The sequence below is a fragment of the Klebsiella sp. BIGb0149 genome (assembly GCF_004362605.1).
In the GTDB taxonomy this organism is placed as follows: domain Bacteria; phylum Pseudomonadota; class Gammaproteobacteria; order Enterobacterales; family Enterobacteriaceae; genus Klebsiella; species Klebsiella terrigena.
The window spans coordinates 1,057,960-1,081,357 of sequence record NZ_SNYG01000001.1 but is presented as its reverse complement, the minus strand read 5'-3'; the positions used below and the strand labels follow the sequence as shown (position 1 = coordinate 1,081,357).

Below are 23,398 nucleotides of genomic sequence, written 5' to 3'. Positions count from 1 at the left end.
GCGCGCTATCCCCGCAGAGATAAGGCCGGTCAGCGCAGCGGCACGCAAAGTATGCCCCCTTGAGGGGGTGCCTGAGCCGCGACTGCGTGCTAGAATATGCCGCCTTGAAGTTCAATGTGGTGAGTATTCCAATGTCAGAAAATCCAAAAAAAGTGATCGTCGGCATGTCCGGCGGCGTCGACTCCTCGGTTTCCGCCTGGCTGCTGATCCAGCAAGGCTACAAGGTCGAAGGCCTGTTCATGAAGAACTGGGAAGAAGACGATGGTGAGGAATACTGCACGGCCGCCGCCGATCTCGCTGACGCGCAGGCGGTCTGCGATAAGCTCGGCATTGAGCTTCATACCGTAAACTTTGCCGCCGAATACTGGGACAACGTGTTTGAACTGTTCCTGGCTGAATATAAAGCCGGACGCACGCCGAACCCGGATATTCTGTGCAACAAAGAGATCAAATTTAAAGCCTTCCTCGAGTTCGCGGCAGAAGACCTTGGCGCCGACTATATCGCCACCGGCCACTACGTGCGCCGCGCCGACGTTAACGGCAAAAGCCAGCTGCTGCGCGGGCTCGACGGTAACAAAGACCAGAGCTACTTCCTCTACACCCTCGGCCACGAACAGATCGCCCAGAGCCTGTTCCCGGTGGGCGAACTGGAAAAGCCGCAGGTACGCAAAATCGCCGAAGAGCTGGACCTCATCACCGCGAAGAAAAAAGACTCGACCGGCATCTGCTTTATCGGCGAACGCAAGTTCCGCGAATTCCTTGGCCGCTACCTGCCCGCCCAGCCGGGTAAAATCCTCACCGTGGACGGCGAGGAGATCGGCGAGCATCAGGGTCTGATGTACCATACCCTTGGTCAGCGCAAGGGCCTCGGCATCGGCGGGACCAAAGAGGGCAGCGAAGATCCGTGGTACGTCGTCGATAAAGACGTCGAGAATAATATTCTGGTCGTCGCTCAGGGTCACGATCACCCGCGCCTGATGTCGGTAGGGCTGATTGCCCAGCAGCTGCACTGGGTCGATCGCCAGCCGGTGCAAGGCACCCTGCGCTGCACGGTGAAAACCCGCTACCGCCAGACCGATATCCCCTGCACCGTGAAGGCGCTGGACGACGAGCGCATCGAAGTCATCTTTGATGAGCCGGTTGCGGCGGTGACGCCGGGCCAGTCGGCGGTCTTCTACAGCGGTGAAGTGTGCCTCGGCGGCGGCGTAATCGAACAGCGCCTGCCGCTGCAGGCCTGACAGACAGTTTTTACCGCCGATAGCTGAATCCGCTACCGGCGGCTTACAAGGAGCACGTGTGGCGAAGAATTACTATGACATCACGCTGGCGCTGGCTGGCGTTTGCCAGGCAGCCCGTCTGGTTCAGCAGCTGGCGCACCAGGGGCATTGCGATAGCGACGCCCTGCACGTCTCGCTGAACAGCATCATCGACCTCAACCCGGATTCAACCCTGGCGGTGTTCGGTGGCAGTGAAGCCAATCTTCGCCTCGGGCTTGAAACCCTGCTCGCCGTCCTCAACACCGGCAGCCGTCAGGGGCTGAACGCCGAACTGACCCGCTACACCTTAAGCATGATGGTGCTTGAACGTAAGCTTGCGGCAGGCAAAGGCGCCATGGATACCCTTGGCAACCGCATCGCCGGCCTGCACCGCCAGCTGGAACATTTCGATCTGCAGTCTGAAACCCTGCTCAGCGCCATGGCGGGCATCTACGTAGACGTTATCAGCCCGCTGGGGCCGCGCATCCAGGTCACCGGTTCTCCCGCCGTGCTGCAAAGCCCGCAGGTGCAGGCGAAGGTTCGCGCCTCGCTGCTGGCCGGCATCCGCGCGGCGGTGCTGTGGAACCAGGTTGGCGGCGGACGTCTGCAGCTCATGTTTTCTCGTAATCGTCTGGTTAACCAGGCAAAACAAATTCTTGCTCATTTAACCCCGGAGTTATGATCTATGGAATTATCCTCACTGACCGCCGTTTCCCCTGTCGATGGACGCTACGGCGATAAAGTCAGCGCGCTGCGCGGTATCTTCAGCGAATTCGGTTTGCTGAAGTTCCGTGTTCAGGTAGAAGTACGCTGGCTGCAAAAACTAGCCGCGCACGCAGCGATCAAGGAAGTTCCTGCTTTTGCTGCTGACGCAATCGGTTTCCTTGATAAAATCGTTGCTGATTTCAGCGTAGAAGATGCGCAGCGTATCAAAACCATCGAGCGCACCACTAACCACGACGTGAAGGCGGTAGAGTATTTCCTCAAGGAAAAAGTGGCCGACGTTGCCGAGCTGCACGCGGTTTCCGAATTTATTCACTTCGCCTGCACCTCCGAGGACATCAACAACCTGTCCCACGCGCTGATGCTGAAAACCGCCCGCGACGAAGTGATCCTGCCCTACTGGCGCCAGATGATTGACGCGGTAAAAAATCTCGCAACGCAGTACCGCGACGTGCCGCTGCTCTCCCGTACTCACGGCCAGCCGGCGACGCCGTCCACCATGGGTAAAGAGATGGCTAACGTCGCTTACCGCATGGAGCGTCAGTACCGTCAGCTGAACCAGGTCGAAATCCTCGGCAAAATTAACGGCGCGGTCGGCAACTATAACGCCCACATTGTCGCCTATCCGGAAGTTGACTGGCACCAGTTCAGCGAAGAGTTTGTCACCTCCCTGGGTATTCAGTGGAACCCGTACACCACGCAGATCGAGCCGCACGACTATATCGCCGAGCTGTTCGACTGCATGGCGCGCTTCAACACCATCCTGATCGATTTCGATCGCGACGTGTGGGGCTACATCGCGCTCAACCACTTCAAGCAGAAAACCATCGCCGGTGAAATCGGCTCTTCCACCATGCCGCACAAGGTCAACCCAATCGACTTCGAAAACTCCGAAGGCAACCTCGGCCTGGCTAACGCCATGATGCAGCACCTGGCAAGCAAGCTGCCGGTCTCCCGCTGGCAGCGCGACCTGACCGACTCCACCGTCCTGCGTAACCTCGGCGTCGGTATCGGCTACTCCCTGATCGCCTATCAGTCCACTCTGAAAGGCATCAGCAAGCTGGAGCTCAACGGCGATCGCCTGCTCGACGAGCTGGATCACAACTGGGAAGTGCTGGCCGAGCCGATTCAGACCGTGATGCGCCGCTACGGGATCGAGAAGCCGTACGAAAAGCTGAAAGAGCTGACCCGCGGCAAGCGCGTGGACGCCGAAGGCATGCAGCAGTTCATCGACAGCCTGCCGCTGCCGGAAGACGAAAAAGTGCGCCTCAAGGCCATGACGCCGGCCAACTATATCGGCCGCGCGACCACCATGGTTGACGAGCTGAAGTAAGCCCCGCTACCCTCTTCCCGCTGGGGAAGAGGGTTTTGCCACCTCGCGCGCCAGCGCCAGAAAAGCGGCCAGTCCGGCAGACGGATTGCGCCTTCCCGGATAGTAAAGACAGAGCCCCGGAAACGGCGGCGTCCAGTCCGACAGCAGCCGAACCAGCCGCCCGGCGGCAATGTCATCCATCACGTTTTGCTCCAGAAAAAAGCCGATCCCGACGTTTTCAAGCACCGCAGCGCGGGCCAGCGAGGCCTCGTCCAGCGTCAGCGGGCCATCGATCTGCGGATGGACCACCTCCCCCTGCTTTTCCAGATGCCAGCGATAGAGAGAGCCGTCCGGCAGCCGCACGCGAATGCACGGATGATTTTGTAGATCCGCCGGCTCGCGCGGCGCCTCGCGGTTGGCCAGATAGCCCGGGGAGGCGACCACCGCATAGCGCTGCGGCTGACCGAGGGAGAGCGCGATCATGTCATTGGGGATCAAATGCGCGACGCGGACCCCGATATCAAAACCCTCGGCGACGATATCTATCAGCCGCCCCTCCGTCACCAGATCGACGTGCATCTCCGGGTAGCGCCGCAGAAACTCCAGCACCAGCGGCGTCAGAATCGCGCGCCCGGCAAACGGCGGCGCGTTTATCCGCAGTACGCCCGACGGGGTCTCCCGCCGCGAACGCACCTCCGTCAGCGCGTCATGAACGCCCTGCAGCGAAGGGCCCATGCGCGCGATGAACAGCTGCCCGGCATCGGTCAACGCCACGCTGCGCGAGGTGCGATTAAATAGCCGCACGCCGAGGCTGGCCTCAAATTTGGCAACGGCATGGCTCAGCGCGGTCGTGGAGACCCCTAGCTCAACGGCCGCCGCCCGAAACGTCCCCCGGCGAGCAATCGCCATCACAGCATCTAAATCAGTGAGCGCAATACGCGACATTATCCCGATTCCTTCATTGTGGCATCCCGGCTGGGCCCAATTGTTTAAATTATAAAGAGTTCTTACAGTAAGTGGGTCATTTAATTACCGGAGTTTACCGATGAATATACCCGCAGCCGTCCAGCTTTTTTTCACCGCCCACGATGAAGATTCGATTGCCGAAGCGTTCACCGCCGACGCCGTGGTCCGCGATGAGGGTCATACCTACAGCGGACGTCAGGCCATTCAGGCGTGGCGGATCGCGGCAAGAGCGCAATATCAGTTCGTTGCCGAGCCCTTCGAAGCCCAGAGCCAGGACGATATCGTTACGGTACGCGCCAGGGTGAGCGGTAATTTCCCCGGCAGCCCGGTGGTGCTCGACTACCGCTTTCAGCTGGCGGATGCGCGCATCGCCCGCCTGGAGATTAAATAATGGCTGACTTTCTGACCTTCAGCGGCAAACGCGTTCTGATCACCTCCGGAACCAAAGGCGCCGGCGCCGCCACCGTCGCGCTGTTCAGCCAGCTCGGCGCGCGGGTGCTCACCTGCGCCCGCCATCCGCCCGCCGTCCCCTCAGAGGCGCTCTTTGTCAAAGCCGATCTGAGCGAGGAGGCGGGCTGCGCCCTGCTGGCAAAGCGCGTACAGGAGCAGCTGGGAGGCGTCGATATTATCGTGCATATGCTGGGGGGATCTTCCGCGCCGGCGGGCGGGTTTGCCGCCCTCGACGACGCGCAGTGGCAGCGGGAGCTGGCGCTTAATCTGTTTCCGGCCGTGCGCCTCGATCGGCTCCTGCTGCCTGAGATGCTCGAAAAGCGGTCCGGGGTGATTATTCACGTCTCCTCTATCCAGCGGACCCTGCCGCTGCCGGAAGCGACCACCGCCTACGCCGCCGCCAAGGCCGCGCTATCGGTGTACAGCAAAAGCCTGTCCAAAGAGGTTTCGCCGGCAGGCGTGCGCGTGCTTAGCGTATCCCCCGGCTGGATTGAAACCGAAGCCGCCGTCGGCTTAGCCAACCGGCTGGCGGCGCAGGCGGGTACTGACTACGCCGGCGGACAAAAGATCATCATGGACGCCCTCGGCGGCATTCCTCTCGGCCGGCCGTGCCGGCCAGATGAGATAGCCAATCTGATCGCCTTCCTGGCCTCCGAGCGCGCCAGCGCCATCACCGGCGCCGAGTACGTTATTGACGGCGGCACCATCCCAACCGTCTAAGCGCGGCGGGTCGCAAACCAGAACATGAGCGCCAGCAGGCTGACGGCAGACCCCAGCAGGCACACCCCCTGCCATCCGGCGGCGGCGTATACCGCCGTCGTAGCGGCGGCGCCCAGGCCGCTGCCGGCGGCATAAAACAGCATATAGAGGCCCACCAGCCGGGAGTGGGCTTCTGGCCGAGTGCGAAAAATCATACTCTGATTGGTCACGTGCAGCGCCTGGCCGCCCAGATCCAGCAGCACGATCCCGAGAAGCAGCGCCACCGGCGACCACGCCATCAGCGACAGCGGCCACCAGGCGAGCAGCAGGATCGCCAGCGCCGCGGCGCTGGTGCGCTGTCCGTAGCCCCTGTCGGCCCATTTCCCCGCACGTCCGGCGGCCAGCGCCCCGATAACCCCCACCAGCCCCAGGGCACCGATAGCGGTATGGGAGTAGCTATAGGGCGGCGAGCTCAGCGGCAGCACCAGCGCGCACCAGAAGATATTGAAGGCGGCAAACATCAGCAGCGCCAGCACGCCGCGAACCTGGAGTATCTTCTCCTGACGCAGCAGCGTTAGCATCGATGCCAGCAGCTGGGGATAGCTCAGCGGACTCCTTGCCGCCGCCAGCGCCGGCAGCCGTCGCCAGAGCGGCAGGGCAATACCCAGCATCAGCAGCGCGGCGAAGAGATAGACCCCGCGCCAGCCGACGAGGTCGCTGATGCCGCCGGAGAATACCCGCGCCAGCAGCAGGCCGATAAACACCCCGCTCTGGGCGGCACCGACCACCCGCCCCTGCTCGTGCGTCCCGGCGGCGCTGGCGGCATAGGCTATCAGCCCCTGCGTCATCGCGGTGCCCAGCAGGCCCACCGCCAGCATGCTGACCAGCAGCATAAGCGCCGACGTTGCGGCGCTGACCGCCGCCAGCGCGGCGATCAGCAGGATCAGCTGCGCGCCCATCAGCCGACGGCGATTGAGCCGATCGCCAAGCGGCACCAGCAGCAATAGCGCCAGCGCGCAGCCGATCTGGGTCGCCGTTACCACGCCGCCGACGGAGGCGTCGCTGATAGCAAACTCCCGCCCCAGGGCATCGAGCAGCGGCTGGGCATAATAGACGTTTGCGACGCTCAGGCCGCTGGCGATAGCGAACAGCCAGACCAGGCCTGCGGGCATAGCCGCGGCCGGGTCGGCGGGTGTCAGGGATGCAATAGATGCCTTCATGATTCTCTGCCTCAGTAGTCTGGTTTCAAAATAAAACCACTTGAAGGCTAGAGCATGTAGTTTTAAAATGCAACCACACTGCACCACGCCGAGGAGCGCGCTTCGCGCCGCACAACATGATGAAAAACGAAACCTGCCCCGTTGCCCGCAGCGTGGATATTATCGGCGACCGCTGGTCGCTGCTGATCGTGCGCGACGCCTTTGATGGCATGAGCCGGTTTAGCGACTTTCAGCGCAGCCTGGGAATGGCGCGCAATATTCTCTCCGACCGCCTGCAAAAGCTGGTTGCCGCCGGCATCCTCAGAACCCAGCCTGCCTCGGACGGCACCGCTTATCAGGAGTATGTCCTGACGGAAAAGGGAGAGCGCCTGTTTCCCCTCGTGGTCGCGCTGCGTCAGTGGGGGGAGCGCTATCTTTTCGCCAGCGGCGAGCCACATTCCGTCCTGATCGATAAACGCACGCTGCAGGCGGTTCCGCCCATGGCGCCGACGGCCGAAGACGGCGCCCCGCTGTTGCCTTCGGCGACCGAGGTCCGCAAGGTGCAGGCGGACGGATAGCGGCCGGCGCCGCGCGTTTAAATATTCCGCCCGCTTATCAATGACCTGCTGCGAAAATAGCGGCCCAGCGAGAAAGCACGCGGAAAAGCAATTGAAATTCGTTATTTAACAGCCGTTTATATTCAACGTGTATAATTAGCGCTAAACTATTCAAATCAAATAATGAATATGGAGAAGCGGCATGCGCGTACTCGTGGTTGAAGATAACGCTTTACTGCGCCATCACCTGAAAGTTCAGCTTCAGGAGTTAGGCCACCAGGTCGATGCGGCGGAAGATGCAAAAGAGGCCGACTACTATCTCGGCGAACACGTGCCGGATATCGCCCTTGTCGACCTCGGCCTGCCGGATGAAGACGGCCTGTCGCTGATCCGCCGCTGGCGCAGCCACGAGGTGTCGGTGCCGGTGCTGGTGCTCACCGCCCGCGAAGGCTGGCAGGATAAGGTCGAGGTGCTGAGCGCCGGCGCGGACGACTACGTCACCAAGCCCTTTCATATCGAAGAGGTCGCCGCCCGCATGCAGGCCCTGCTGCGCCGCAACAGCGGCCTGGCGTCGCAGGTTATTTCCCTGCCGCCTTTCCAGGTCGACCTGTCGCGGCGCGAGCTGTCGGTCAACGAGCAGCCGATTAAGCTGACGGCGTTTGAGTACACCATTATGGAAACGCTGATCCGCAACCGCGGCAAAGTGGTCAGCAAAGATTCGCTGATGCTGCAGCTCTATCCTGACGCCGAGCTGCGCGAAAGCCACACCATCGACGTGCTGATGGGGCGTCTGCGCAAAAAAATCCAGGCTCAGCATCCGCATGACGTGATTACCACGGTGCGCGGCCAGGGCTATCTGTTCGAACTGCGCGGATGAAGGGTCCGCTGCGGCATATCTTGCCGCTTTCCCTGCGCGTCCGCTTTCTGCTGGCGACGGCGGCCGTGGTGCTGGTGCTCTCGCTGGCCTACGGCATGGTCGCGCTGGTCGGCTACAGCGTCAGCTTCGATAAAACCACCTTCCGCCTGCTGCGCGGCGAAAGCAATTTGTTCTATATGCTGGCGAAGTGGGAAAACAACCGCATCGAGGTTGATATCCCCGAAAATCTCAATATGCAGAGCCCGACGGTCACCCTTATCTACGACGCTAACGGCAAGCTGCTGTGGACCCAGCACGACGTCCCGTGGCTGACCAAACGCATTCAGCCGGAGTGGCTGAAGAGCAACGGCTTCCACGAAATTGAATCCGACGTCGACAGCACCAGCAAGCTGCTGAGTAATAATCATGAGGTGCAGGAGGAGCTGGACGCGCTGCGCCAGCAGGACGATGGCTCCGAGATGACCCACTCGGTGGCTATCAATCTATATCCGGCGACCGACAAGATGCCGCAGCTGAGCATCGTGGTGGTCGACACCATCCCGGTGGAGCTCAAACGCTCCTATATGGTGTGGAGCTGGTTTATCTATGTCCTGGCCGCCAACCTGCTGCTGGTCATCCCGCTGCTGTGGGTCGCCGCGTGGTGGAGCCTGCGGCCCATCGAATCGCTGGCGAAAGAGGTCCGCGAGCTGGAAGAGCACCACCGCGAAATGCTCAACCCGAATACCACCCGGGAGCTGACGCGGCTGGTCAGCAACCTGAACCGCCTGCTGAAAAGCGAGCGCGAGCGCTACGACAAGTACCGCACGACGCTGACCGATCTGACCCACAGCCTGAAAACGCCGCTGGCGGTGATGCAGAGCACCCTGCGCTCGCTGCGCAGCGAAAAGATCGACGTCAACGCCGCGGAGCCGGTGATGCTGGAACAGATCAGCCGCATCTCGCAGCAGATTGGCTACTACCTGCACCGCGCCAGCATGCGCAGCGGCGGAACTCTGCTCAGCCGCGAGCTGCATCCCATTGCCCCGCTGCTCGATAGCCTTACCTCGGCGCTGAATAAGGTCTATCAGCGTAAAGGGGTCAACATCACCCTCGATATCTCGCCCGAAATTAGCTTCGTCGGCGAACAGAACGACTTTATGGAGGTGATGGGCAACGTGCTGGATAACGCCTGTAAATACTGCCTGGAGTTTGTTGAAGTCTCCGTCCGCCAGGCGAACGATAACTACCTGCATATTCTGGTCGAAGACGACGGCCCGGGGATCCCGCACGGCCAGCGGAGCGTGGTGTTCGATCGCGGACAGCGCGCCGATACGCTGCGTCCCGGCCAGGGCGTAGGCCTCGCCGTCGCCCGCGATATCGTCGAGCAGTACGATGGCGATATTCTTACCGGCGACAGCCTGCTCGGCGGCGCCTGTATGGAGGTGATTTTCGGCCGCCAGCTGCCCGACGAGAGCGAAAGCTAACCGCCCTTCCCCCCCAATGACGCCTGCGTCCTGCGGGCGTCGCGGATCTCTGTGACCAGACGAACAAACGCTGCCAACAAAGAGGCAGTTTGAGGGATGGCGTGTATAATCCCAAACAGACACCTGCTGTGGAATATAAAAATGGATTATCAATTAACGCTTAACTGGCCTGACTTTATCGAACGCTACTGGCAAAAACGCCCGGTGGTACTAAAGCGGGGCTTTGCCAATTTCGTCGATCCCATTAGCCCGGATGAGCTGGCCGGACTGGCGATGGAAAACGAAGTCGATAGCCGCCTGGTTAGCCATCAGGACGGAAAATGGCAGGTCAGCCACGGCCCGTTCGAAAGCTACGATCACCTGAGCGAGAACAACTGGTCGCTGCTGGTGCAGGCGGTCAACAACTGGCACGAGCCGACGGCAGCGCTGATGCACCCGTTCCGCGCCCTGCCGGACTGGCGTATCGACGATCTGATGATCTCCTTCTCGGTGCCCGGCGGCGGCGTAGGCCCGCATCTCGATCAGTACGACGTGTTTATTATTCAGGGGACCGGACGCCGGCGCTGGCGCGTGGGCGACAAGGTGCCGATGAAGCAGCACTGCCCGCATCCGGATCTGCTGCAGGTTGACCCGTTCGAGGCGATCATCGATGAAGAGATGGAGCCGGGCGATATCCTTTATATTCCGCCGGGATTCCCGCACGAAGGCTATTCGCTGGAAAACTCGCTGAACTATTCCGTGGGCTACCGCGCGCCGAACGCCCGCGAGCTGTTCAGCGGCTTTGCCGACTATATTCTGCAGCGCGAGCTCGGCAGCCAGCGCTACGCCGATCCTGACGTGCCGGCGCGCGACCATCCGGCGGATATTTTACCCGTCGAGCTGGATCGCCTGCGCGAGATGATGCTGGAGCTGATTAACCAGCCCGAGCATTTCAAACAGTGGTATGGCGAGTTTATTACCCAGTCCCGTCACGAGCTGGACGTGGCCCCTGCGGAGCCGCCGTATCAGCCGGATGAAATTTACGACGCGCTGCAGCAGGGCGACAGGCTGGTGAGGCTCGGCGGGCTGCGCGTGGTGCGCATTGACGGCGAAGTGTTCGTCAACGGCGAGAGGATTAACTCCCCGCATCGTCCGGCGCTGGACGCGCTGGCCATGCACCTGGCGCTCAACGCGGAGCACTTCGGCGATGCGCTGGAAGATCCGTCGTTCCTCGCGATGCTGGCGGCGCTGGTCAACAGCGGCTACTGGTTCTTCGAAGACTAAGCTATCTTTCCCGGCCTGCGGGCCGGGCTACGGGCCCCGAGCGCGCTGCCGGCAGCCCGGTTTAGCCGGGCGCTACTGCGCGCCCCGCTTTGCCGTCAGTTCGGCTATCCGCACGATAACCTGTACCGCCTTCTCCATCCCTTCCAGCGTCACGAACTCGTGCTTGCCGTGGTAGTTATAGCCGCCGGTAAACAGGTTCGGGCAGGGTAATCCCATAAAAGAGAGCTGCGCCCCGTCGGTGCCGCCGCGAATGGGCTTCATTTCCGGTTCGATGTGGCAATCGACCATCGCCTGGCGGGCAATCTCCACGACGTGCGGATGCGCCATCACCTTTTCATGCATGTTGTAGTAGCTGTCTTCAATCACCAGCTCGATATAGCAGTCCGGATGCAGCCCTTTGCCGACCTTTTTGGCGATCTCCATCATCCTGCGCTTGCGGGCTTCAAACTGCTTGCGGTCAAAATCGCGGATAATGTAGTGCATCTCGGCGCGGTCAACGCTGCCCTTGATAGTCGACAGGTGGTAAAAGCCTTCATAGCCTTCGGTGGTTTCCGGCGCCTCATCGGCCGGGACTTCAGCATGAATTCTTGCCGCCAGCGACAGGGCGTTAACCATCACCCCTTTGGCGGTGCCGGGGTGAACGTTATTGCCGACGATTTTAATGGTCACCGAGGCGGCGTTGAAGTTTTCAAACTCCAGCTCGCCGACGCCGCCGCCGTCAACGGTGTAGGCCCAGCGCGCGTCGAAGGCGGCAACGTCGAAGTGCTTCGCCCCTTTCCCCACCTCTTCGTCGGGGGTAAACGCCACGCGGATATCGCCGTGGGGAATATTTTTCGCCTTCAGCGTCGCCAGCGCGGTCATAATCTCGGCAATGCCGGCCTTATCGTCCGCCCCGAGCAGCGTTTTGCCATCGGTGGTGATCAGCGTTTGCCCCAGCAGCTGATGCAGCACCGGGAACATCACCGGCGAGAGCACCTCGTCGCCGATGCCGAGGGCGATATCGCCGCCGCGGTAGTTTTCGACAATTTGCGGGCTGACGTGCTTGCCGCTGAAGTCAGGCGCGGTATCGACGTGGGAGATAAAGCCGATGGGCGGAATATCCCCCGCCACGTTCGCAGCCAGGGTCCCCATCACCGTCCCTTTCTCGCTTAGCGTCACGTTAACCAGCCCCATTTCTTCCAGCTGCGCCTGCAGCAGGCGCAACAACTTCCACTGCCCTTCCGTGCTCGGAACCTGACGCACGCCGGCCTTCGACTGCGTGTCTAAAGAAACGTACTGTAAAAAACGCTCAAGCAATTTATCCATGTGGCCACCCTCATCTTTTGTGACAACATTATTGATAAGCCCGAAAAGACAAATATTGCGTCAGGTCATTTTTAACCCGGCAAACAGGAATTTAATACATTAACTCGCGTAATGTTGTAAAGGTAAGCTATCTGCAGGCGACAAGGATTGGCGATCGGTAACCTTTGCCGTAGAATGCTTGCCCTTATTAATTATGTGCAGCCCCAAAGGTGGTTAACCACAAACCCCGCATCGGTAAGCCTTCCGCTGCGTCTACACGGGACAGAGTCAAAAATTGAATATACAACCGCGTTCACGTTCTCCGCTGGTTCAGCTGGCGGGAATTGGTAAAAGCTTTGATGGCAAAACGGTTATCGCCGATCTGAATCTGACCATCAATAACGGTGAGTTTCTCACTCTGCTTGGCCCTTCTGGCTGCGGTAAAACAACCGTTCTCCGCCTTATTGCCGGGCTGGAAAATGTCGATAGCGGACACATTCATCTCGAAGACCACGATATCACCCACGTTCCGGCGGAAAACCGTCACGTCAATACCGTCTTTCAAAGCTACGCCCTGTTCCCGCATATGACGGTGTTCGAAAACGTCGCCTTCGGCCTGCGGATGCAAAAAACGCCGGCGGCGCAGATAGCGCCCCGCGTCGTCGACGCCCTGCGCATGGTGCAGCTGGAGGAGTTTGCCCAGCGCAAGCCGCACCAGCTCTCCGGCGGCCAGCAGCAGCGCGTAGCTATTGCCAGAGCGGTGGTCAACAAGCCGCGCCTGCTGCTGCTCGATGAATCCCTCTCGGCGCTGGACTACAAGCTGCGCAAGCAGATGCAAAACGAGCTCAAAGCCCTCCAGCGCAAGCTCGGCATCACCTTCGTCTTCGTCACCCACGATCAGGAAGAGGCGCTGACGATGTCCGATCGCATCGTTGTGATGCGCGATGGCAAAATTGAGCAGGACGGCACCCCGCGCGAAATTTACGAAGAGCCGAAGAACCTGTTCGTGGCCAGCTTTATCGGCGAGATCAATATCTTTAGCGCAACGGTGATTGAGCGCCTCGACGAGCAGCGCGTCCGCGCCTGCGTTGAGGGCCGCGAATGCAATATCTACGTTAACTTTGCCGTTGAGCAGGGGCAGTCGCTGAACGTCATGCTGCGCCCTGAGGATCTGCGCGTCGATGAGGTTCACGACGCCAGCGAAGCCGATGGCCTGATAGGCTACATCCGCGAGCGCAATTACAAAGGCATGACCCTCGAATCGGTGGTCGAACTGGAAAACGGCAAAATGGTGCTGGTCAGCGAATTCTTTAACGAGGACGATCCCGACTTTGACCACCCGCTTGACCAGAAAATGGCCATCAACTGGGTCGAGAGCTGGGAGGTTGTACTGGCTAATGAAGAACACCAGTAAATTCCAAAGCGTGGTGATTGCCACCATCGTCGGCTGGCTGGTGCTGTTTGTTTTCCTGCCCAACCTGATGATTATCGGCACCAGCTTTTTGACCCGCGACGACGCTAACTTCGTCAAATTGGTCTTTACGCTGGATAACTATGCGCGCCTGCTGGATCCGCTCTATTACGCCGTGCTGCTGCACTCGCTGAATATGGCGCTGATGGCGACGCTCGCCTGCCTGCTGCTCGGCTACCCCTTTGCCTGGTTTCTCGCCAGGCTGCCGGAAAAGGTCCGTCCGCTGCTGCTGTTTCTGCTGATCGTCCCGTTCTGGACCAACTCGCTGATCCGTATCTACGGGCTGAAAATCTTTCTCAGCACCAAGGGCTACCTCAACGAGTTTCTGCTGTGGCTGGGGGTTATTGAAACGCCTCTGCGCATCATGTACACCCCGTCGGCGGTGATCATCGGCCTGGTCTACATTCTGCTGCCGTTTATGGTGATGCCGCTCTACTCCAGCATTGAGAAGCTGGATCGCCCGCTGCTGGAAGCGGCGAAGGACCTCGGCGCCAGCAGGCTGCAAACCTTTATCCGCATTATCATCCCGCTGACCATGCCGGGGATTATCGCCGGCTGTCTGCTGGTGATGCTGCCGGCGATGGGGCTGTTCTACGTCTCCGACCTGATGGGCGGCGCGAAAAACCTGCTGATCGGCAACGTCATTAAGAGCCAGTTCCTCAATATTCGCGACTGGCCGTTTGGCGCGGCCACCAGCATTACGTTAACCCTCGTGATGGGCCTGATGCTGCTGATTTACTGGCGCGCGGCAAGGCTGCTTAACAACAAGGTGGAGCTGGAATGATCGGTCGACTGCTGCGCGGCGGTTTTATGACCGCCATTTACGCGTACCTCTACATTCCCATTATTATTCTGATCGTTAACTCGTTTAACAGTTCGCGCTTCGGCATCAGCTGGCAGGGGTTTACCACCAATTGGTATAGCCTGCTGATGAACAACGACAGCCTGCTGCAGGCCGCACAGCACTCGCTCACCATGGCGGTGCTGTCGGCGACCTTTGCCACCCTGATCGGTTCGCTGACCGCCGTCGCGCTCTACCGCTACCGCTTTCGCGGTAAGCCGTTCGTCAGCGGAATGCTGTTTGTGGTGATGATGTCGCCGGATATCGTGATGGCGATCTCCCTGCTGGTGCTGTTTATGCTGATTGGCATCCAGCTGGGCTTCTGGTCGCTGCTGTTCTCGCATATCACCTTCTGCCTGCCCTTCGTGGTGGTGACGGTGTTTTCGCGGCTCAAGGGTTTCGACGTGCGGATGCTGGAAGCCGCGAAGGATCTCGGCGCCAGCGAGCTGACCATTTTGCGTAAGATTATCCTGCCGCTGGCGCTGCCGGCGGTGGCAGCGGGATGGCTGCTGAGCTTTACGCTTTCGATGGATGACGTCGTGGTGTCATCGTTCGTCACCGGACCGGGCTACGAAATACTGCCGCTGAAGATCTACTCGATGGTCAAAGTGGGCGTATCGCCGGAGGTGAACGCGCTGGCAACCATCCTGCTGGTTCTGTCGCTGGTGATGGTTGTCGCCAGCCAGCTCATTGCCCGCGACGGCACCAAAGGCTCGCCCAAACGGGCCTGATTACTGCAGCCGGTTCGGGCCTTTTCCCGGACCGGCAACTACCATAGCCTGCTGAACAGGCTTAAACCAGGGGACGTTAAATGAAAAAATGGTCACGCCACCTGCTCGCGGCGGGTGCTCTGGCAGTCGGGATGAGCGCCGCGCACGCGGACGATAGCAAAACGCTCTATTTCTATAACTGGACCGAATACGTGCCGCCGGGGCTGCTGGAACAGTTCACCAAAGAGACCGGGATCAAGGTTATCTATTCGACCTACGAGTCGAATGAAACCATGTACGCCAAGCTCAAAACCTATAAAGATGGCGCCTACGACCTGGTGGTGCCGTCGACCTATTTCGTCGATAAGATGCGCAAAGAGGGCATGCTGCAGAAGATCGATAAGAGCAAGCTGACCAATTTCAGCAACCTCGATCCGCAGATGCTGAATAAGCCGTTCGACCCGAATAACGACTACTCCATTCCCTATATCTGGGGCGCAACGGCGATCGGCGTCAACAGCGACGCCATCGACCCTAAAACCGTGACCAGCTGGGCCGACCTGTGGAAGCCCGAGTACAAAAGCAGCCTGCTGCTGACCGATGACGCCCGGGAAGTGTTCCAGATTGCGCTGCGCAAGCTGGGCTACTCCGGCAACACCACCGATCCCAAAGAGATTGCCGCCGCGTATAGCGAACTGCAAAAGCTGATGCCAAACGTCGCGGCGTTCAATTCCGATAACCCGGCGAACCCGTATATGGAAGGGGAGGTGAATCTCGGTATGGTATGGAACGGCTCGGCGTTCGTCGCTCGCCAGGCCGGGACGCCGCTGGAGGTGGTGTGGCCGAAAGAAGGCGGTATCTTCTGGATGGATAGCCTGTCGATTCCGGCCAACGCCAAAAACGTCGACGGCGCGCTGAAGCTTATCAACTTCCTGCTGCGCCCGGACGTCGCCAAACAGGTTGCCGAGACCATCGGCTATCCGACGCCGAACCTCGCCGCGCGCCGGATGCTCAGCCCGAGCGTTGCCAACGATAAGTCGCTCTACCCGGATGCGGAAACGATCCAGAAAGGCGAATGGCAGAACGACGTCGGCAGCGCCAGCACCCTGTACGAAGAGTATTATCAAAAGCTTAAGGCCGGTCGTTAGTCCCGCGGCTCGCGCATCAGTATCTGGCCGAATTCGGCCCGCAGCTGATTCTTCAGGACCTTGCCGGTGGCGCTCACCGGCAGGGCATCAATGAAAACGATGCGGTCCGGTACCTGCCATTTCGGCACCCGCTGCTGGTACCACGCCAGCAGCGCCTGCTCCTCGACCTCTCCCCCTTCCGCCCTGACGCACAGCAGTACCGGACGCTCGTCCCAGCGCGGATGCTGCGCGGCAATTGCCGCCGCGCTGCGGATAGCCGGGTGCGCAAGGGCAATATTTTCCAACTCCACCGTTGAGATCCACTCCCCGCCGGATTTGATGATATCTTTGGCCCGATCCTGAATCGTCAGATAGCCGTTCGCATCGACGGTGCCGATATCGCCGGTATCAAACCAGCCGTCGTCGGTGAGCGCCGTTTCGCTGCGGCCAAAGTAGCTGGCCACCACCCAGTGCCCGCGGACCTGCAGATATCCGCGGCTTTCGCCATCAGCGGGCAGCGGCTCTCCGTCGACGTCCACCACCCGCAGATCGATGCCAAAGATGGCCCTTCCCTGCCCCTCGGCCACCCGCTGACGCTGCGCCTCCGTCAGCGCCTGATGCTTACCCAGCGGCGTATTGATGGTGCCGATGGGCGACGTTTCGGTCATCCCCCAGGCGTGGATCAGCTCGATACCGTAGTCGCGGCGAAACGCCTCCGCCATCGAGGGAGGCAGCGCGGAACCGCCGACGAACGAGCGTTTAAAACAGGGCAAGCGGATATCCGATTTACGCAGCGCCGCCAGCAGTCCGGCCCAAATCACCGGCACGCCAAAGGCCACGCTGACCCGCTCGGCGCTCAGCAGCCGCAGCAGGCTCTCGCCGTCAAGATGCGGCCCCGGCAGCACCAGACGCGCCCCGACCATTGCGGCGATAAACGGCGTACCCCAGGCGTTGACGTGAAACATCGGCACCACCGGCAGCAGGGAGTCGCAGGCGGAGATCCCGGCGGCATCGGGCTGATTGCCGCTCAGCGCGTGCAGCACCAGCGAACGATGGGTATTGAGCACCCCTTTGGGTTTCCCGGTGGTGCCCGAGGTGTAGCACAGCGACGCGGGGGTGGTTTCGCTCAGCCCCGGCCAGTCGTAGCCGGGATCCCCTGAGGCCAGCAGCTCATCGTAAAACAGCAGCGAATCGAGCTCGCTGAGCGCCTCTTCGCTGCGGGCTTCCATCAGGACAAAGTAGCGCACGGTGGGCAGATGGGGGCGCAGCTGGCGCAGCAGCGGCAGGAAGGTGGCGTCAAAAAACAGCACCTGGTCCTCGGCGTCGTTGATGATAAACGTCAGGTGCTCAATCGACAGCCGCGGGTTGAGGGTATGGGTAACCCGGCCTCCCGAGCCGATGGCGAAATAGACTTCCAGATGACGGCGATTATTCCACGCGAGGGTAGCGCAGCGGGCGCCGGCGGGGATGCCCAGCCGATCGACGGCGGACGCCAGGCGGCGCGCGTTATCCGCCACCGCTCCCCAGCTGCTGTACTCCGTCTCCCCGCGCGTGGACACGGAGACGATTTCGCTATCGGCATGGTAGCGCGCCGCGTGATTGATTAACGTTCCGGTGGTTAAATCCTGATACATCATCGATGGGTGCATGGCAGGTTCTCCGCGGCGTCGGCGCGCTTTTTGGGCAAAAAAAAGCGCCGATACGGGCGCCTTAGGGGTTATGCAAATTTTCTGGATTCGGTTTCGCGGCCAGAGATCAGGCGCGCACGGGATGCGCTCGCGATTTAATCAGCGCATCTTCCACGTCAAAATCGCTCAGCGGATAGTTCGTCGCCACCATATAGAAGCGGCCATCCTGGGCTGGATATTCGTGGACGTTGTAATTCACCGTTCGCGGCTGAGTGCCGGGGGCTTCTTCGGCAGGGGAATGGGCATGATTCGCCAGCGGGTATTTCGAACGAACTTCAAGACGGTGGGTTTTAACGCCGCTGTAGATCTCGCCGTGATGTTCATCCCCGAGGATCAGGTAGTCAAAATACTCTGTGCGCATGCTTACACTCCCTTTCTGTTGCAAGAATGTAAGAAGATGTCATAAAAGAGCACGCAATACTGCTTTCTCTGTCACATCATCGCATCAATTCCACAACCTCAGACGATAATGCCGGGAGCGCCGACCGGCAATACGCCGGAGGGCGCTACCCGCTAACGCCCTCCGGCCCCGAGATCAGAGATCTTTGAGCAGCTGGTCGATAAACTCCGGCACCACCTGGCTTGCGAGACCATAGCGTTTTTCGGCAAACTCGCTGCCCACCTGGCTCGGCTCCAGGTTGAGCTCAACCGTATGCGCCCCCTGCAGGCGAGCCTCGTGAACGAAGCCCGCCGCCGGATAGACGTGCCCGGAAGTGCCGATGGCGATGAAAATATCGGCATCGCCCAGCGCGCTGTAAATGTCGTCCATTCCCAGCGGCATCTCGCCAAACCAAACCACGTGCGGACGCAGCGGCGCCGGGAACTGACAGCAGTGACATTTGTCGTCCACGGTGACGTCCCCGGTCCACTCCAGTACCTGTCCGCTCCACGAACAGCGCACCTTCAGCAGCTCGCCGTGCATGTGGATAACCCGGCGGTTGCCGGCGCGCTCGTGCAGGTTATCGATATTCTGCGTCACCAGCACAAAACGATCCCCCAGCGCCTCTTCCAGCCGCGCCAGCGCCAGATGCGCGGCGTTAGGGGCGATATCCTGCCCCTGCAGCTGACGACGGCGGGCGTTGTAAAACGCCTGCACCAGCGCGGGATCGCGGGCAAAGCCTTCCGGCGTCGCCACGTCTTCCACCCGATGTTCTTCCCACAGGCCGTCGGCCGCGCGGAAGGTTTTAATCCCCGACTCGGCGGAAATGCCTGCGCCGGTGAGCACCACTACCCTGGGTTTTTCCATCGTTTCCGGAGCCACCTTATCCTCTTTAAAGAAAATTCGCTGACGCAGTCGCTCGCGCAGGCGTCGTTTATTGCGGCGAAAACGGCTCAATCGATGTAAGCGGCGCGACAACATAGCTACCTCTGTGATTAATCAGTCAAATGAAGGAAGGCCGCACCGCGCATTCCTCCCGCATCGCCGTGGCGCGCCCGCTCAATCCGAGGCACCCGGGCAACGGGAAGTAAGTGACGCGGCAGGCGCTGCGCCAGCCCTTCGCTTATTGCAGTAAAGTTAGACAATCCTCCGCCAACTACCAGCAGATCCGGGTCAACGATGGTTAAAATATTACCCAGACACACCGCCAGCAGGTCAAGATAGCGCTCGACGTGGGCGCGCGCTTTTTCATCGCCCTGCTGCCACTGCGCGACGATTTCTGGTGAGGTGAGGGATTGTTGGTAAAAGTGTTCGTACAGCCAGGCAAAGCCGCGACCGGAAAGATAGTTTTCGATGCAGCCCAGCTGGCCGCAGCCGCAGCGAGTCAGCGGAAAGTCACGCCCCACCACCTCCAGCGCATCCACCGGCAGGCGGATATGGCCAAATTCGCCGGTGATATAGCTATGCCCGGTAATCGATTTGCCATTAAGGATCAGGCCGCCGCCTACGCCGGTGCCGAGGATCAGCCCCATCACCAGCGGATAGCGGGTAAACTCGTCGTCCCAGGCTTCCGAGAGCGCAAAGCAGTTGGCGTCGTTATCGAGACGCACTTCACGCCCCAGCCGGGCGCTGAGGTCGGCGCGCAGCGGTTTACCGCTGGCGGCAGGCACGTTGGCGGCGTACAGCGTGCCGTCCGCGGTTTCCGGCATTCCCGGGATACCTATCCCTACCGAACCCTGGCAATCAAAGCGGGCGTCCGCCTCAAGCACCAGCGCTTCTACCGCCTGGAGAAAATCTTCATAACTCTCTTGCGGAGTGGCGACGCGCTTTTCCCACTGCAGCCGCCGCTCCTTGTTAAATACGCCTAACGCAATCTTGCTGCCGCCAATGTCAAATCCGTAATACATTTCAGCAATTCCTCTTTCTAACCCTGCGCTTCACTTTGTAAAATGAAGCACATTAGCGGGTCATGACGATAAATTACTGGCCACTCAGCACCCTCGCCGGGTCAATGCGGCTGGCGCGGCGGGCGGGATACCAGCTGGCCAGCAAACTCAGCAACAGTGCCGTCACCAGCACGTAAATGACGTCCAGCCAGTGCAGTTCAGACGGCAGGAAGTCGATAAAATAGATGTCGCCGGAGAGGAATTTATGCCCAATCAGGGATTCAAGGCCGTTAATAATCGACGTCAGCTTCAGCGCGCAAACCACGCCAATGGCGACCCCGATCAGGCTTCCGACCGAACCGGCAAGTAAACCATACCATACGAAAATCGCGCGGATCAGGCCGTCTTTCGCGCCGAGCGTGCGCAGCACCGCAATATCGCTGCTTTTATCTTTCACCGCCATCACCAGGGTGGAGACGATGTTAAAGCAGGCAACGCCGATAACCAGCACCATCGCGAGATACATAATGGCGCGGATCATCTGGATGTCGCGATACATATAGCCGTAGGTGCCGATCCAGCTCTTGATATAGACGTAGCTGTTGGTGACTTCACCGGCGTCGCGCACCAGGGTGTTGGCGTGGAAGACGTCGGTGACTTTAATCGCGATCCCGGTGACGCTGCTGCCCATATCCAGATACTGCTGAGCATCCGGCATCGGGATCATCGCGAAGCTGTGATCGAGCTGGCCGCTCAGCTGCAGGATCCCGGTGACGTGGAGCCTGACGCGTTTCGGCTGCAGCAGCTGGTGCTCGGCGTCGGAGTTGGGGATCATTATCGATACCCAGTCGCCCTGCTTAACGTGCAGCGCATCGGCGACGCCCTTGCCTAAAATAATCTGCTGCTCGCCGGGCTTAAAACCGGCCCAGGCGTTGTTCTGCACGAAGGTCGGCAGCGAGCTCAGGCGGCTCTCCTGCTGAGGATCGACGCCCTTGACCTGAATGGCGCGCATGTTGCTGCCGCTCTCCACCAGCCCGGTAAAGTTGATATAGGGCGCAGCCGCAACGATGCCCTTGACCTTCTCAACCTTCGCCAGCGCCTCGTTCCAGTTGCTCCAGGGCTGCTTAACCGGCTCGATTTCCCCGTGGGGAACCACCGCCAGAATGCGGTTATTGAGCTCGCGCTCGAAGCCGTTCATGGCGCTCAGGCCGACGATCAGCACCGCCACGCCCAGCGCAATGCCGACGGTCGAAATCACCGAAATAAGCGATACCATGCCGCCGCGTCGACGGCCCCGGCTAAAGCGCAGGGCGATCAATAAGGATAACGGAGAGGCCATTACTCGGCCCCCATCAGGGTCAGTTCCGCGTTCAGGTGGCCATCACGCATCTCCAGCTGACGGTTCATCCGTTTGGCCAGCTGCAGATCGTGGGTCACCACCAGGAACGCGGTGCGCTGCGCGATATTGAGCTCGCCCAGCAGCTGGAAGATGCTGTCGGCGTTGCGGGCGTCAAGGTTACCGGTCGGCTCATCCGCCAGCACCAGCCGCGGCTTGTTGACCAGCGCGCGGGCAATCGCCACCCGCTGGCGTTCGCCGCCGGAGAGCTCGGACGGACGGTGGCTGCTGCGGTGCTCAAGGCCGACCGCGCGCAGCATCTCTTTGGCCTGGCGTTCGATATCGGCCGCCTTCTGCTTGCCGATCAGCAGCGGCATCGCCACGTTTTCGAGGGCGGTAAAATCCGGCAGCAGGTGGTGGAACTGATAGATAAAGCCCAGCTCGCGGTTGCGCAGGTCGGCGCGGGCCGCGGCGGAGAGCTGGCTCATCGGCTGGCCGGAGAAAATAACGTCGCCCGAGGTCGGCGTATCGAGGCCGCCGAGCAGATGCAGGAGCGTACTTTTGCCGGAACCGGAGGTGCCGACAATCGCCATCATCTCGCCCTCTTCAATGCTGAAGCTGACATCGTGTAGCACGTCCGTTTGCACGTTGCCTTCCTGATAGCGTTTGCACAGGTTGTCGCATTGCAGCAGGATCTTATTCATAACGTAAAGCCTCAGCGGGTTGGGTGGCGGCAGCGCGCCAGGAAGGGTACAACGTTGACAACAGTGCCAGCACCATCGCCACCAGCGCAATGATCGTCACCTGCAGCGGTTCGATGGCAACCGGCAGCGCGGCGCCGTCAAGAAACGCGCCGATAATCGGCATCAAATTGTTCAGCTGGCTGGCGAGCAGCACGCCGAGCAGCGCGCCGAGCAGCGCGCCGACGATACCGGCGCTGGCGCCCTGCACCATAAAGACCAGCATAATCTGCCGCGGCGTCAGGCCGAGGGTTTGCAGAATCGCCACCTCGCCCTGCTTTTCCATCACCATCATCCCAAGCGAGGTGATGATATTAAAGGCCGCCACCGCCACAATCAGGCTCAGCAGCAGGCCCATCATATTTTTTTCCATCCGCACGGCCTGGAACAGCTCGCCCTTGCGCTCGCGCCAGTCCTGCCACTTCGTGCCTTCAGGCAGGGTTTGCTGGCTGAGCGTATCCACCTGCAGCGGCTGGTTGAGCCACAGGCGCCAGCCGGTAATATTCCCCAGCGGGTAGCGCATCAGGCGCGACGCGTCGTCAATATTGGTCAGCATCTGGTAGCCGTCGACTTCGCTACTGGCGGCGAAGGTGCCGATGACGTTAAACAGGCGCTGGCTCGGCACCCGGCCCATCGGCGTAAACTGGCTGGCGGACGGCACCATCACGCGGATCTGGTCGCCGCGATTAACCCCGAGCTGGCCGGCCAGCTGCTCGCCGAGAATAACGTTATATTTCCCGGCCTGCAGATCGCTCTGCTTGACGTTAACGAGGTACGGCGTCAGCGGATCTTTTTGCGCCGGGTCGATGCCGAGCATTACCCCAACCGCGACGCTGCGCGCGCTTTGCAGCACCACGTCGCCGGTGGTCAGCGGCGCGACCCGGCTGACGCCCTGCAGCTTCACGGCGCTTTCCGGCAGCGTTTGCGGATTGATTGAGCCCTGCTGGGCGCTAAGAATGGCCTGCGGCATCAGCCCCAGGATGTTGTTCTGCAGCTCGCGTTCAAAGCCGTTCATCACCGACAGGACGGTCACCAGCGCCATCACGCCGAGCGTAATGCCAATGGTTGAAAGCCAGGAGACGAAACGACCGAAGCGGTCAGCTGCGCGCCCGCGCATGTAGCGAAGGCCGATAAAGAGTGCGGCAGGTTGGTACATGTATTCCATCTGGTT

General features: G+C 60.4%; 23 protein-coding genes. 13 read left to right on the top strand and 10 right to left on the bottom strand.

Features of this window, described 5'->3' with window-relative positions:
* Window positions 1–131: 131 nt before the first annotated feature.
* From mnmA to purB, 3 genes are read left to right on the top strand one after another with little or no spacing between them, the layout of a single operon-like run.
* Window positions 132–1,238 carry a tRNA 2-thiouridine(34) synthase MnmA gene (gene mnmA / locus EDF75_RS05185; protein ID WP_139339378.1) on the top strand — a complete coding sequence of 369 codons (1,107 nt, stop codon included), beginning with the start codon at window positions 132–134 and terminating at the stop codon, window positions 1,236–1,238.
* 58 nt (window positions 1,239–1,296) lie between these two features.
* Window positions 1,297–1,938, top strand: coding sequence for a high frequency lysogenization protein HflD (hflD, locus tag EDF75_RS05180; RefSeq protein ID WP_133597533.1), 642 nt, complete (start codon window positions 1,297–1,299; stop codon window positions 1,936–1,938).
* A 3-nt stretch (window positions 1,939–1,941) separates the two neighbouring features.
* Window positions 1,942–3,312: an adenylosuccinate lyase gene (purB, locus tag EDF75_RS05175; RefSeq protein WP_041145012.1), complete on the top strand. Its 1,371-nt coding sequence runs from the start codon at window positions 1,942–1,944 to the stop codon at window positions 3,310–3,312.
* Between the two features lie 6 nt (window positions 3,313–3,318).
* Here the strand turns inward: purB and EDF75_RS05170 are convergent, their stop codons facing one another.
* Window positions 3,319–4,236: a LysR family transcriptional regulator gene (locus tag EDF75_RS05170; protein WP_045854877.1), complete on the bottom strand. Its 918-nt coding sequence runs from the start codon at window positions 4,234–4,236 to the stop codon at window positions 3,319–3,321.
* Between the two features lie 100 nt (window positions 4,237–4,336).
* Here EDF75_RS05170 and EDF75_RS05165 point away from each other — a divergent pair, with 100 nt between their 5' ends.
* Window positions 4,337–4,648, top strand: coding sequence for a nuclear transport factor 2 family protein (locus tag EDF75_RS05165; RefSeq protein ID WP_133597531.1), 312 nt, complete (start codon window positions 4,337–4,339; stop codon window positions 4,646–4,648).
* Window positions 4,648–5,427: an SDR family oxidoreductase gene (locus EDF75_RS05160; protein WP_133597530.1), complete on the top strand. Its 780-nt coding sequence runs from the start codon at window positions 4,648–4,650 to the stop codon at window positions 5,425–5,427. The genes EDF75_RS05165 and EDF75_RS05160 overlap by 1 nt, the downstream gene beginning before the upstream one ends.
* On the opposite strand, the gene EDF75_RS05155 is transcribed toward EDF75_RS05160, so the two are convergent.
* Window positions 5,424–6,626, bottom strand: coding sequence for an MFS transporter (locus EDF75_RS05155; RefSeq protein WP_133597528.1), 1,203 nt, complete (start codon window positions 6,624–6,626; stop codon window positions 5,424–5,426). The genes EDF75_RS05160 and EDF75_RS05155 overlap by 4 nt on opposite strands.
* Before the next feature lie 116 nt (window positions 6,627–6,742).
* Between EDF75_RS05155 and EDF75_RS05150 the strand changes: the two genes are divergently transcribed.
* From EDF75_RS05150 to EDF75_RS05135, 4 genes are all read left to right on the top strand, one after another.
* A complete protein-coding gene (locus tag EDF75_RS05150) occupies window positions 6,743–7,183 on the top strand; it encodes a winged helix-turn-helix transcriptional regulator (protein ID WP_133597526.1) in 441 nt (146 codons plus the stop codon).
* Window positions 7,184–7,364: 181 nt separating this feature from the next.
* Window positions 7,365–8,039, top strand: a complete 675-nt coding sequence (gene phoP / locus EDF75_RS05145; RefSeq protein WP_132510955.1) for a two-component system response regulator PhoP — start codon at window positions 7,365–7,367, stop codon at window positions 8,037–8,039.
* Window positions 8,036–9,502, top strand: coding sequence for a two-component system sensor histidine kinase PhoQ (gene phoQ, locus EDF75_RS05140; RefSeq protein ID WP_133597524.1), 1,467 nt, complete (start codon window positions 8,036–8,038; stop codon window positions 9,500–9,502). Before phoP ends, phoQ begins: the two co-directional genes overlap by 4 nt.
* Before the next feature lie 141 nt (window positions 9,503–9,643).
* Window positions 9,644–10,765 (top strand): ribosomal protein uL16 3-hydroxylase, encoded by a 1,122-nt coding sequence (locus EDF75_RS05135; RefSeq protein ID WP_133597522.1) that lies wholly within the window; start codon window positions 9,644–9,646, stop codon window positions 10,763–10,765.
* Window positions 10,766–10,837: 72 nt separating this feature from the next.
* On the opposite strand, the gene pepT is transcribed toward EDF75_RS05135, so the two are convergent.
* Entirely contained in the window at window positions 10,838–12,070 is a 1,233-nt protein-coding gene (gene pepT, locus EDF75_RS05130) for a peptidase T (RefSeq protein ID WP_133597520.1), read from the bottom strand.
* 274 nt (window positions 12,071–12,344) lie between these two features.
* Between pepT and potA the strand changes: the two genes are divergently transcribed.
* From potA to potD, 4 genes are all read left to right on the top strand, one after another.
* Window positions 12,345–13,463 carry a spermidine/putrescine ABC transporter ATP-binding protein PotA gene (gene potA, locus EDF75_RS05125; protein WP_133597518.1) on the top strand — a complete coding sequence of 373 codons (1,119 nt, stop codon included), beginning with the start codon at window positions 12,345–12,347 and terminating at the stop codon, window positions 13,461–13,463.
* Complete coding sequence (potB, locus tag EDF75_RS05120; protein WP_133597516.1) at window positions 13,447–14,304, top strand: spermidine/putrescine ABC transporter permease PotB; 858 nt, start codon at window positions 13,447–13,449, stop codon at window positions 14,302–14,304. The genes potA and potB overlap by 17 nt, the downstream gene beginning before the upstream one ends.
* Window positions 14,301–15,092: a spermidine/putrescine ABC transporter permease PotC gene (gene potC, locus EDF75_RS05115; RefSeq protein WP_133597514.1), complete on the top strand. Its 792-nt coding sequence runs from the start codon at window positions 14,301–14,303 to the stop codon at window positions 15,090–15,092. The genes potB and potC overlap by 4 nt, the downstream gene beginning before the upstream one ends.
* Window positions 15,093–15,172: 80 nt before the next feature.
* Window positions 15,173–16,219 (top strand): spermidine/putrescine ABC transporter substrate-binding protein PotD, encoded by a 1,047-nt coding sequence (potD, locus tag EDF75_RS05110; protein ID WP_133597512.1) that lies wholly within the window; start codon window positions 15,173–15,175, stop codon window positions 16,217–16,219.
* Here the strand turns inward: potD and EDF75_RS05105 are convergent.
* From EDF75_RS05105 to lolC, 7 genes are all read right to left on the bottom strand, one after another.
* Window positions 16,216–17,847, bottom strand: coding sequence for a long-chain fatty acid--CoA ligase (locus EDF75_RS05105; protein ID WP_133597509.1), 1,632 nt, complete (start codon window positions 17,845–17,847; stop codon window positions 16,216–16,218). The genes potD and EDF75_RS05105 overlap by 4 nt on opposite strands.
* Window positions 17,848–17,953: 106 nt before the next feature.
* A complete protein-coding gene (locus tag EDF75_RS05100; protein ID WP_045854863.1) occupies window positions 17,954–18,247 on the bottom strand; it encodes a hypothetical protein in 294 nt (97 codons plus the stop codon).
* 174 nt (window positions 18,248–18,421) lie between these two features.
* Window positions 18,422–19,246 carry a Sir2 family NAD+-dependent deacetylase gene (gene cobB, locus EDF75_RS05095; protein ID WP_133597507.1) on the bottom strand — a complete coding sequence of 275 codons (825 nt, stop codon included), beginning with the start codon at window positions 19,244–19,246 and terminating at the stop codon, window positions 18,422–18,424.
* Between the two features lie 14 nt (window positions 19,247–19,260).
* A complete protein-coding gene (gene nagK / locus EDF75_RS05090) occupies window positions 19,261–20,172 on the bottom strand; it encodes an N-acetylglucosamine kinase (RefSeq protein WP_133597505.1) in 912 nt (303 codons plus the stop codon).
* 73 nt (window positions 20,173–20,245) lie between these two features.
* On the bottom strand, window positions 20,246–21,490 hold the full coding sequence (lolE, locus tag EDF75_RS05085) for a lipoprotein-releasing ABC transporter permease subunit LolE (RefSeq protein ID WP_076945223.1): 1,245 nt from the start codon (window positions 21,488–21,490) through the stop codon (window positions 20,246–20,248).
* Entirely contained in the window at window positions 21,490–22,191 is a 702-nt protein-coding gene (gene lolD / locus EDF75_RS05080; protein WP_041144989.1) for a lipoprotein-releasing ABC transporter ATP-binding protein LolD, read from the bottom strand. Before lolD ends, lolE begins: the two co-directional genes overlap by 1 nt.
* Window positions 22,184–23,383 carry a lipoprotein-releasing ABC transporter permease subunit LolC gene (gene lolC, locus EDF75_RS05075; RefSeq protein ID WP_123708391.1) on the bottom strand — a complete coding sequence of 400 codons (1,200 nt, stop codon included), beginning with the start codon at window positions 23,381–23,383 and terminating at the stop codon, window positions 22,184–22,186. The genes lolD and lolC overlap by 8 nt, the downstream gene beginning before the upstream one ends.
* Between the last annotated feature and the right edge of the window lie 15 nt (window positions 23,384–23,398).

Excerpts from the sequence above, each read along its gene's own strand:
- pepT (WP_133597520.1), bottom strand. The coding sequence starts at position 12,070 with ATGGATAAATTGCTTGAGCGTTTTTTACAGTACGTTTCTTTAGACACG.
- phoP (WP_132510955.1), top strand. The coding sequence starts at position 7,365 with ATGCGCGTACTCGTGGTTGAAGATAACGCTTTACTGCGCCATCACCTG.
- nagK (WP_133597505.1), bottom strand. The coding sequence starts at position 20,172 with ATGTATTACGGATTTGACATTGGCGGCAGCAAGATTGCGTTAGGCGTA.
- EDF75_RS05170 (WP_045854877.1), bottom strand. The coding sequence starts at position 4,236 with ATGTCGCGTATTGCGCTCACTGATTTAGATGCTGTGATGGCGATTGCT.
- potC (WP_133597514.1), top strand. The coding sequence starts at position 14,301 with ATGATCGGTCGACTGCTGCGCGGCGGTTTTATGACCGCCATTTACGCG.
- cobB (WP_133597507.1), bottom strand. The coding sequence starts at position 19,246 with ATGTTGTCGCGCCGCTTACATCGATTGAGCCGTTTTCGCCGCAATAAA.
- EDF75_RS05135 (WP_133597522.1), top strand. The coding sequence starts at position 9,644 with ATGGATTATCAATTAACGCTTAACTGGCCTGACTTTATCGAACGCTAC.
- potB (WP_133597516.1), top strand. The coding sequence starts at position 13,447 with ATGAAGAACACCAGTAAATTCCAAAGCGTGGTGATTGCCACCATCGTC.
- lolE (WP_076945223.1), bottom strand. The coding sequence starts at position 21,490 with ATGGCCTCTCCGTTATCCTTATTGATCGCCCTGCGCTTTAGCCGGGGC.
- mnmA (WP_139339378.1), top strand. The coding sequence starts at position 132 with ATGTCAGAAAATCCAAAAAAAGTGATCGTCGGCATGTCCGGCGGCGTC.
- lolC (WP_123708391.1), bottom strand. The coding sequence starts at position 23,383 with ATGTACCAACCTGCCGCACTCTTTATCGGCCTTCGCTACATGCGCGGG.
- EDF75_RS05160 (WP_133597530.1), top strand. The coding sequence starts at position 4,648 with ATGGCTGACTTTCTGACCTTCAGCGGCAAACGCGTTCTGATCACCTCC.
- purB (WP_041145012.1), top strand. The coding sequence starts at position 1,942 with ATGGAATTATCCTCACTGACCGCCGTTTCCCCTGTCGATGGACGCTAC.
- EDF75_RS05165 (WP_133597531.1), top strand. The coding sequence starts at position 4,337 with ATGAATATACCCGCAGCCGTCCAGCTTTTTTTCACCGCCCACGATGAA.
- EDF75_RS05105 (WP_133597509.1), bottom strand. The coding sequence starts at position 17,847 with ATGCACCCATCGATGATGTATCAGGATTTAACCACCGGAACGTTAATC.
- EDF75_RS05100 (WP_045854863.1), bottom strand. The coding sequence starts at position 18,247 with ATGCGCACAGAGTATTTTGACTACCTGATCCTCGGGGATGAACATCAC.
- lolD (WP_041144989.1), bottom strand. The coding sequence starts at position 22,191 with ATGAATAAGATCCTGCTGCAATGCGACAACCTGTGCAAACGCTATCAG.
- potD (WP_133597512.1), top strand. The coding sequence starts at position 15,173 with ATGAAAAAATGGTCACGCCACCTGCTCGCGGCGGGTGCTCTGGCAGTC.
- EDF75_RS05155 (WP_133597528.1), bottom strand. The coding sequence starts at position 6,626 with ATGAAGGCATCTATTGCATCCCTGACACCCGCCGACCCGGCCGCGGCT.
- phoQ (WP_133597524.1), top strand. The coding sequence starts at position 8,036 with ATGAAGGGTCCGCTGCGGCATATCTTGCCGCTTTCCCTGCGCGTCCGC.
- EDF75_RS05150 (WP_133597526.1), top strand. The coding sequence starts at position 6,743 with ATGATGAAAAACGAAACCTGCCCCGTTGCCCGCAGCGTGGATATTATC.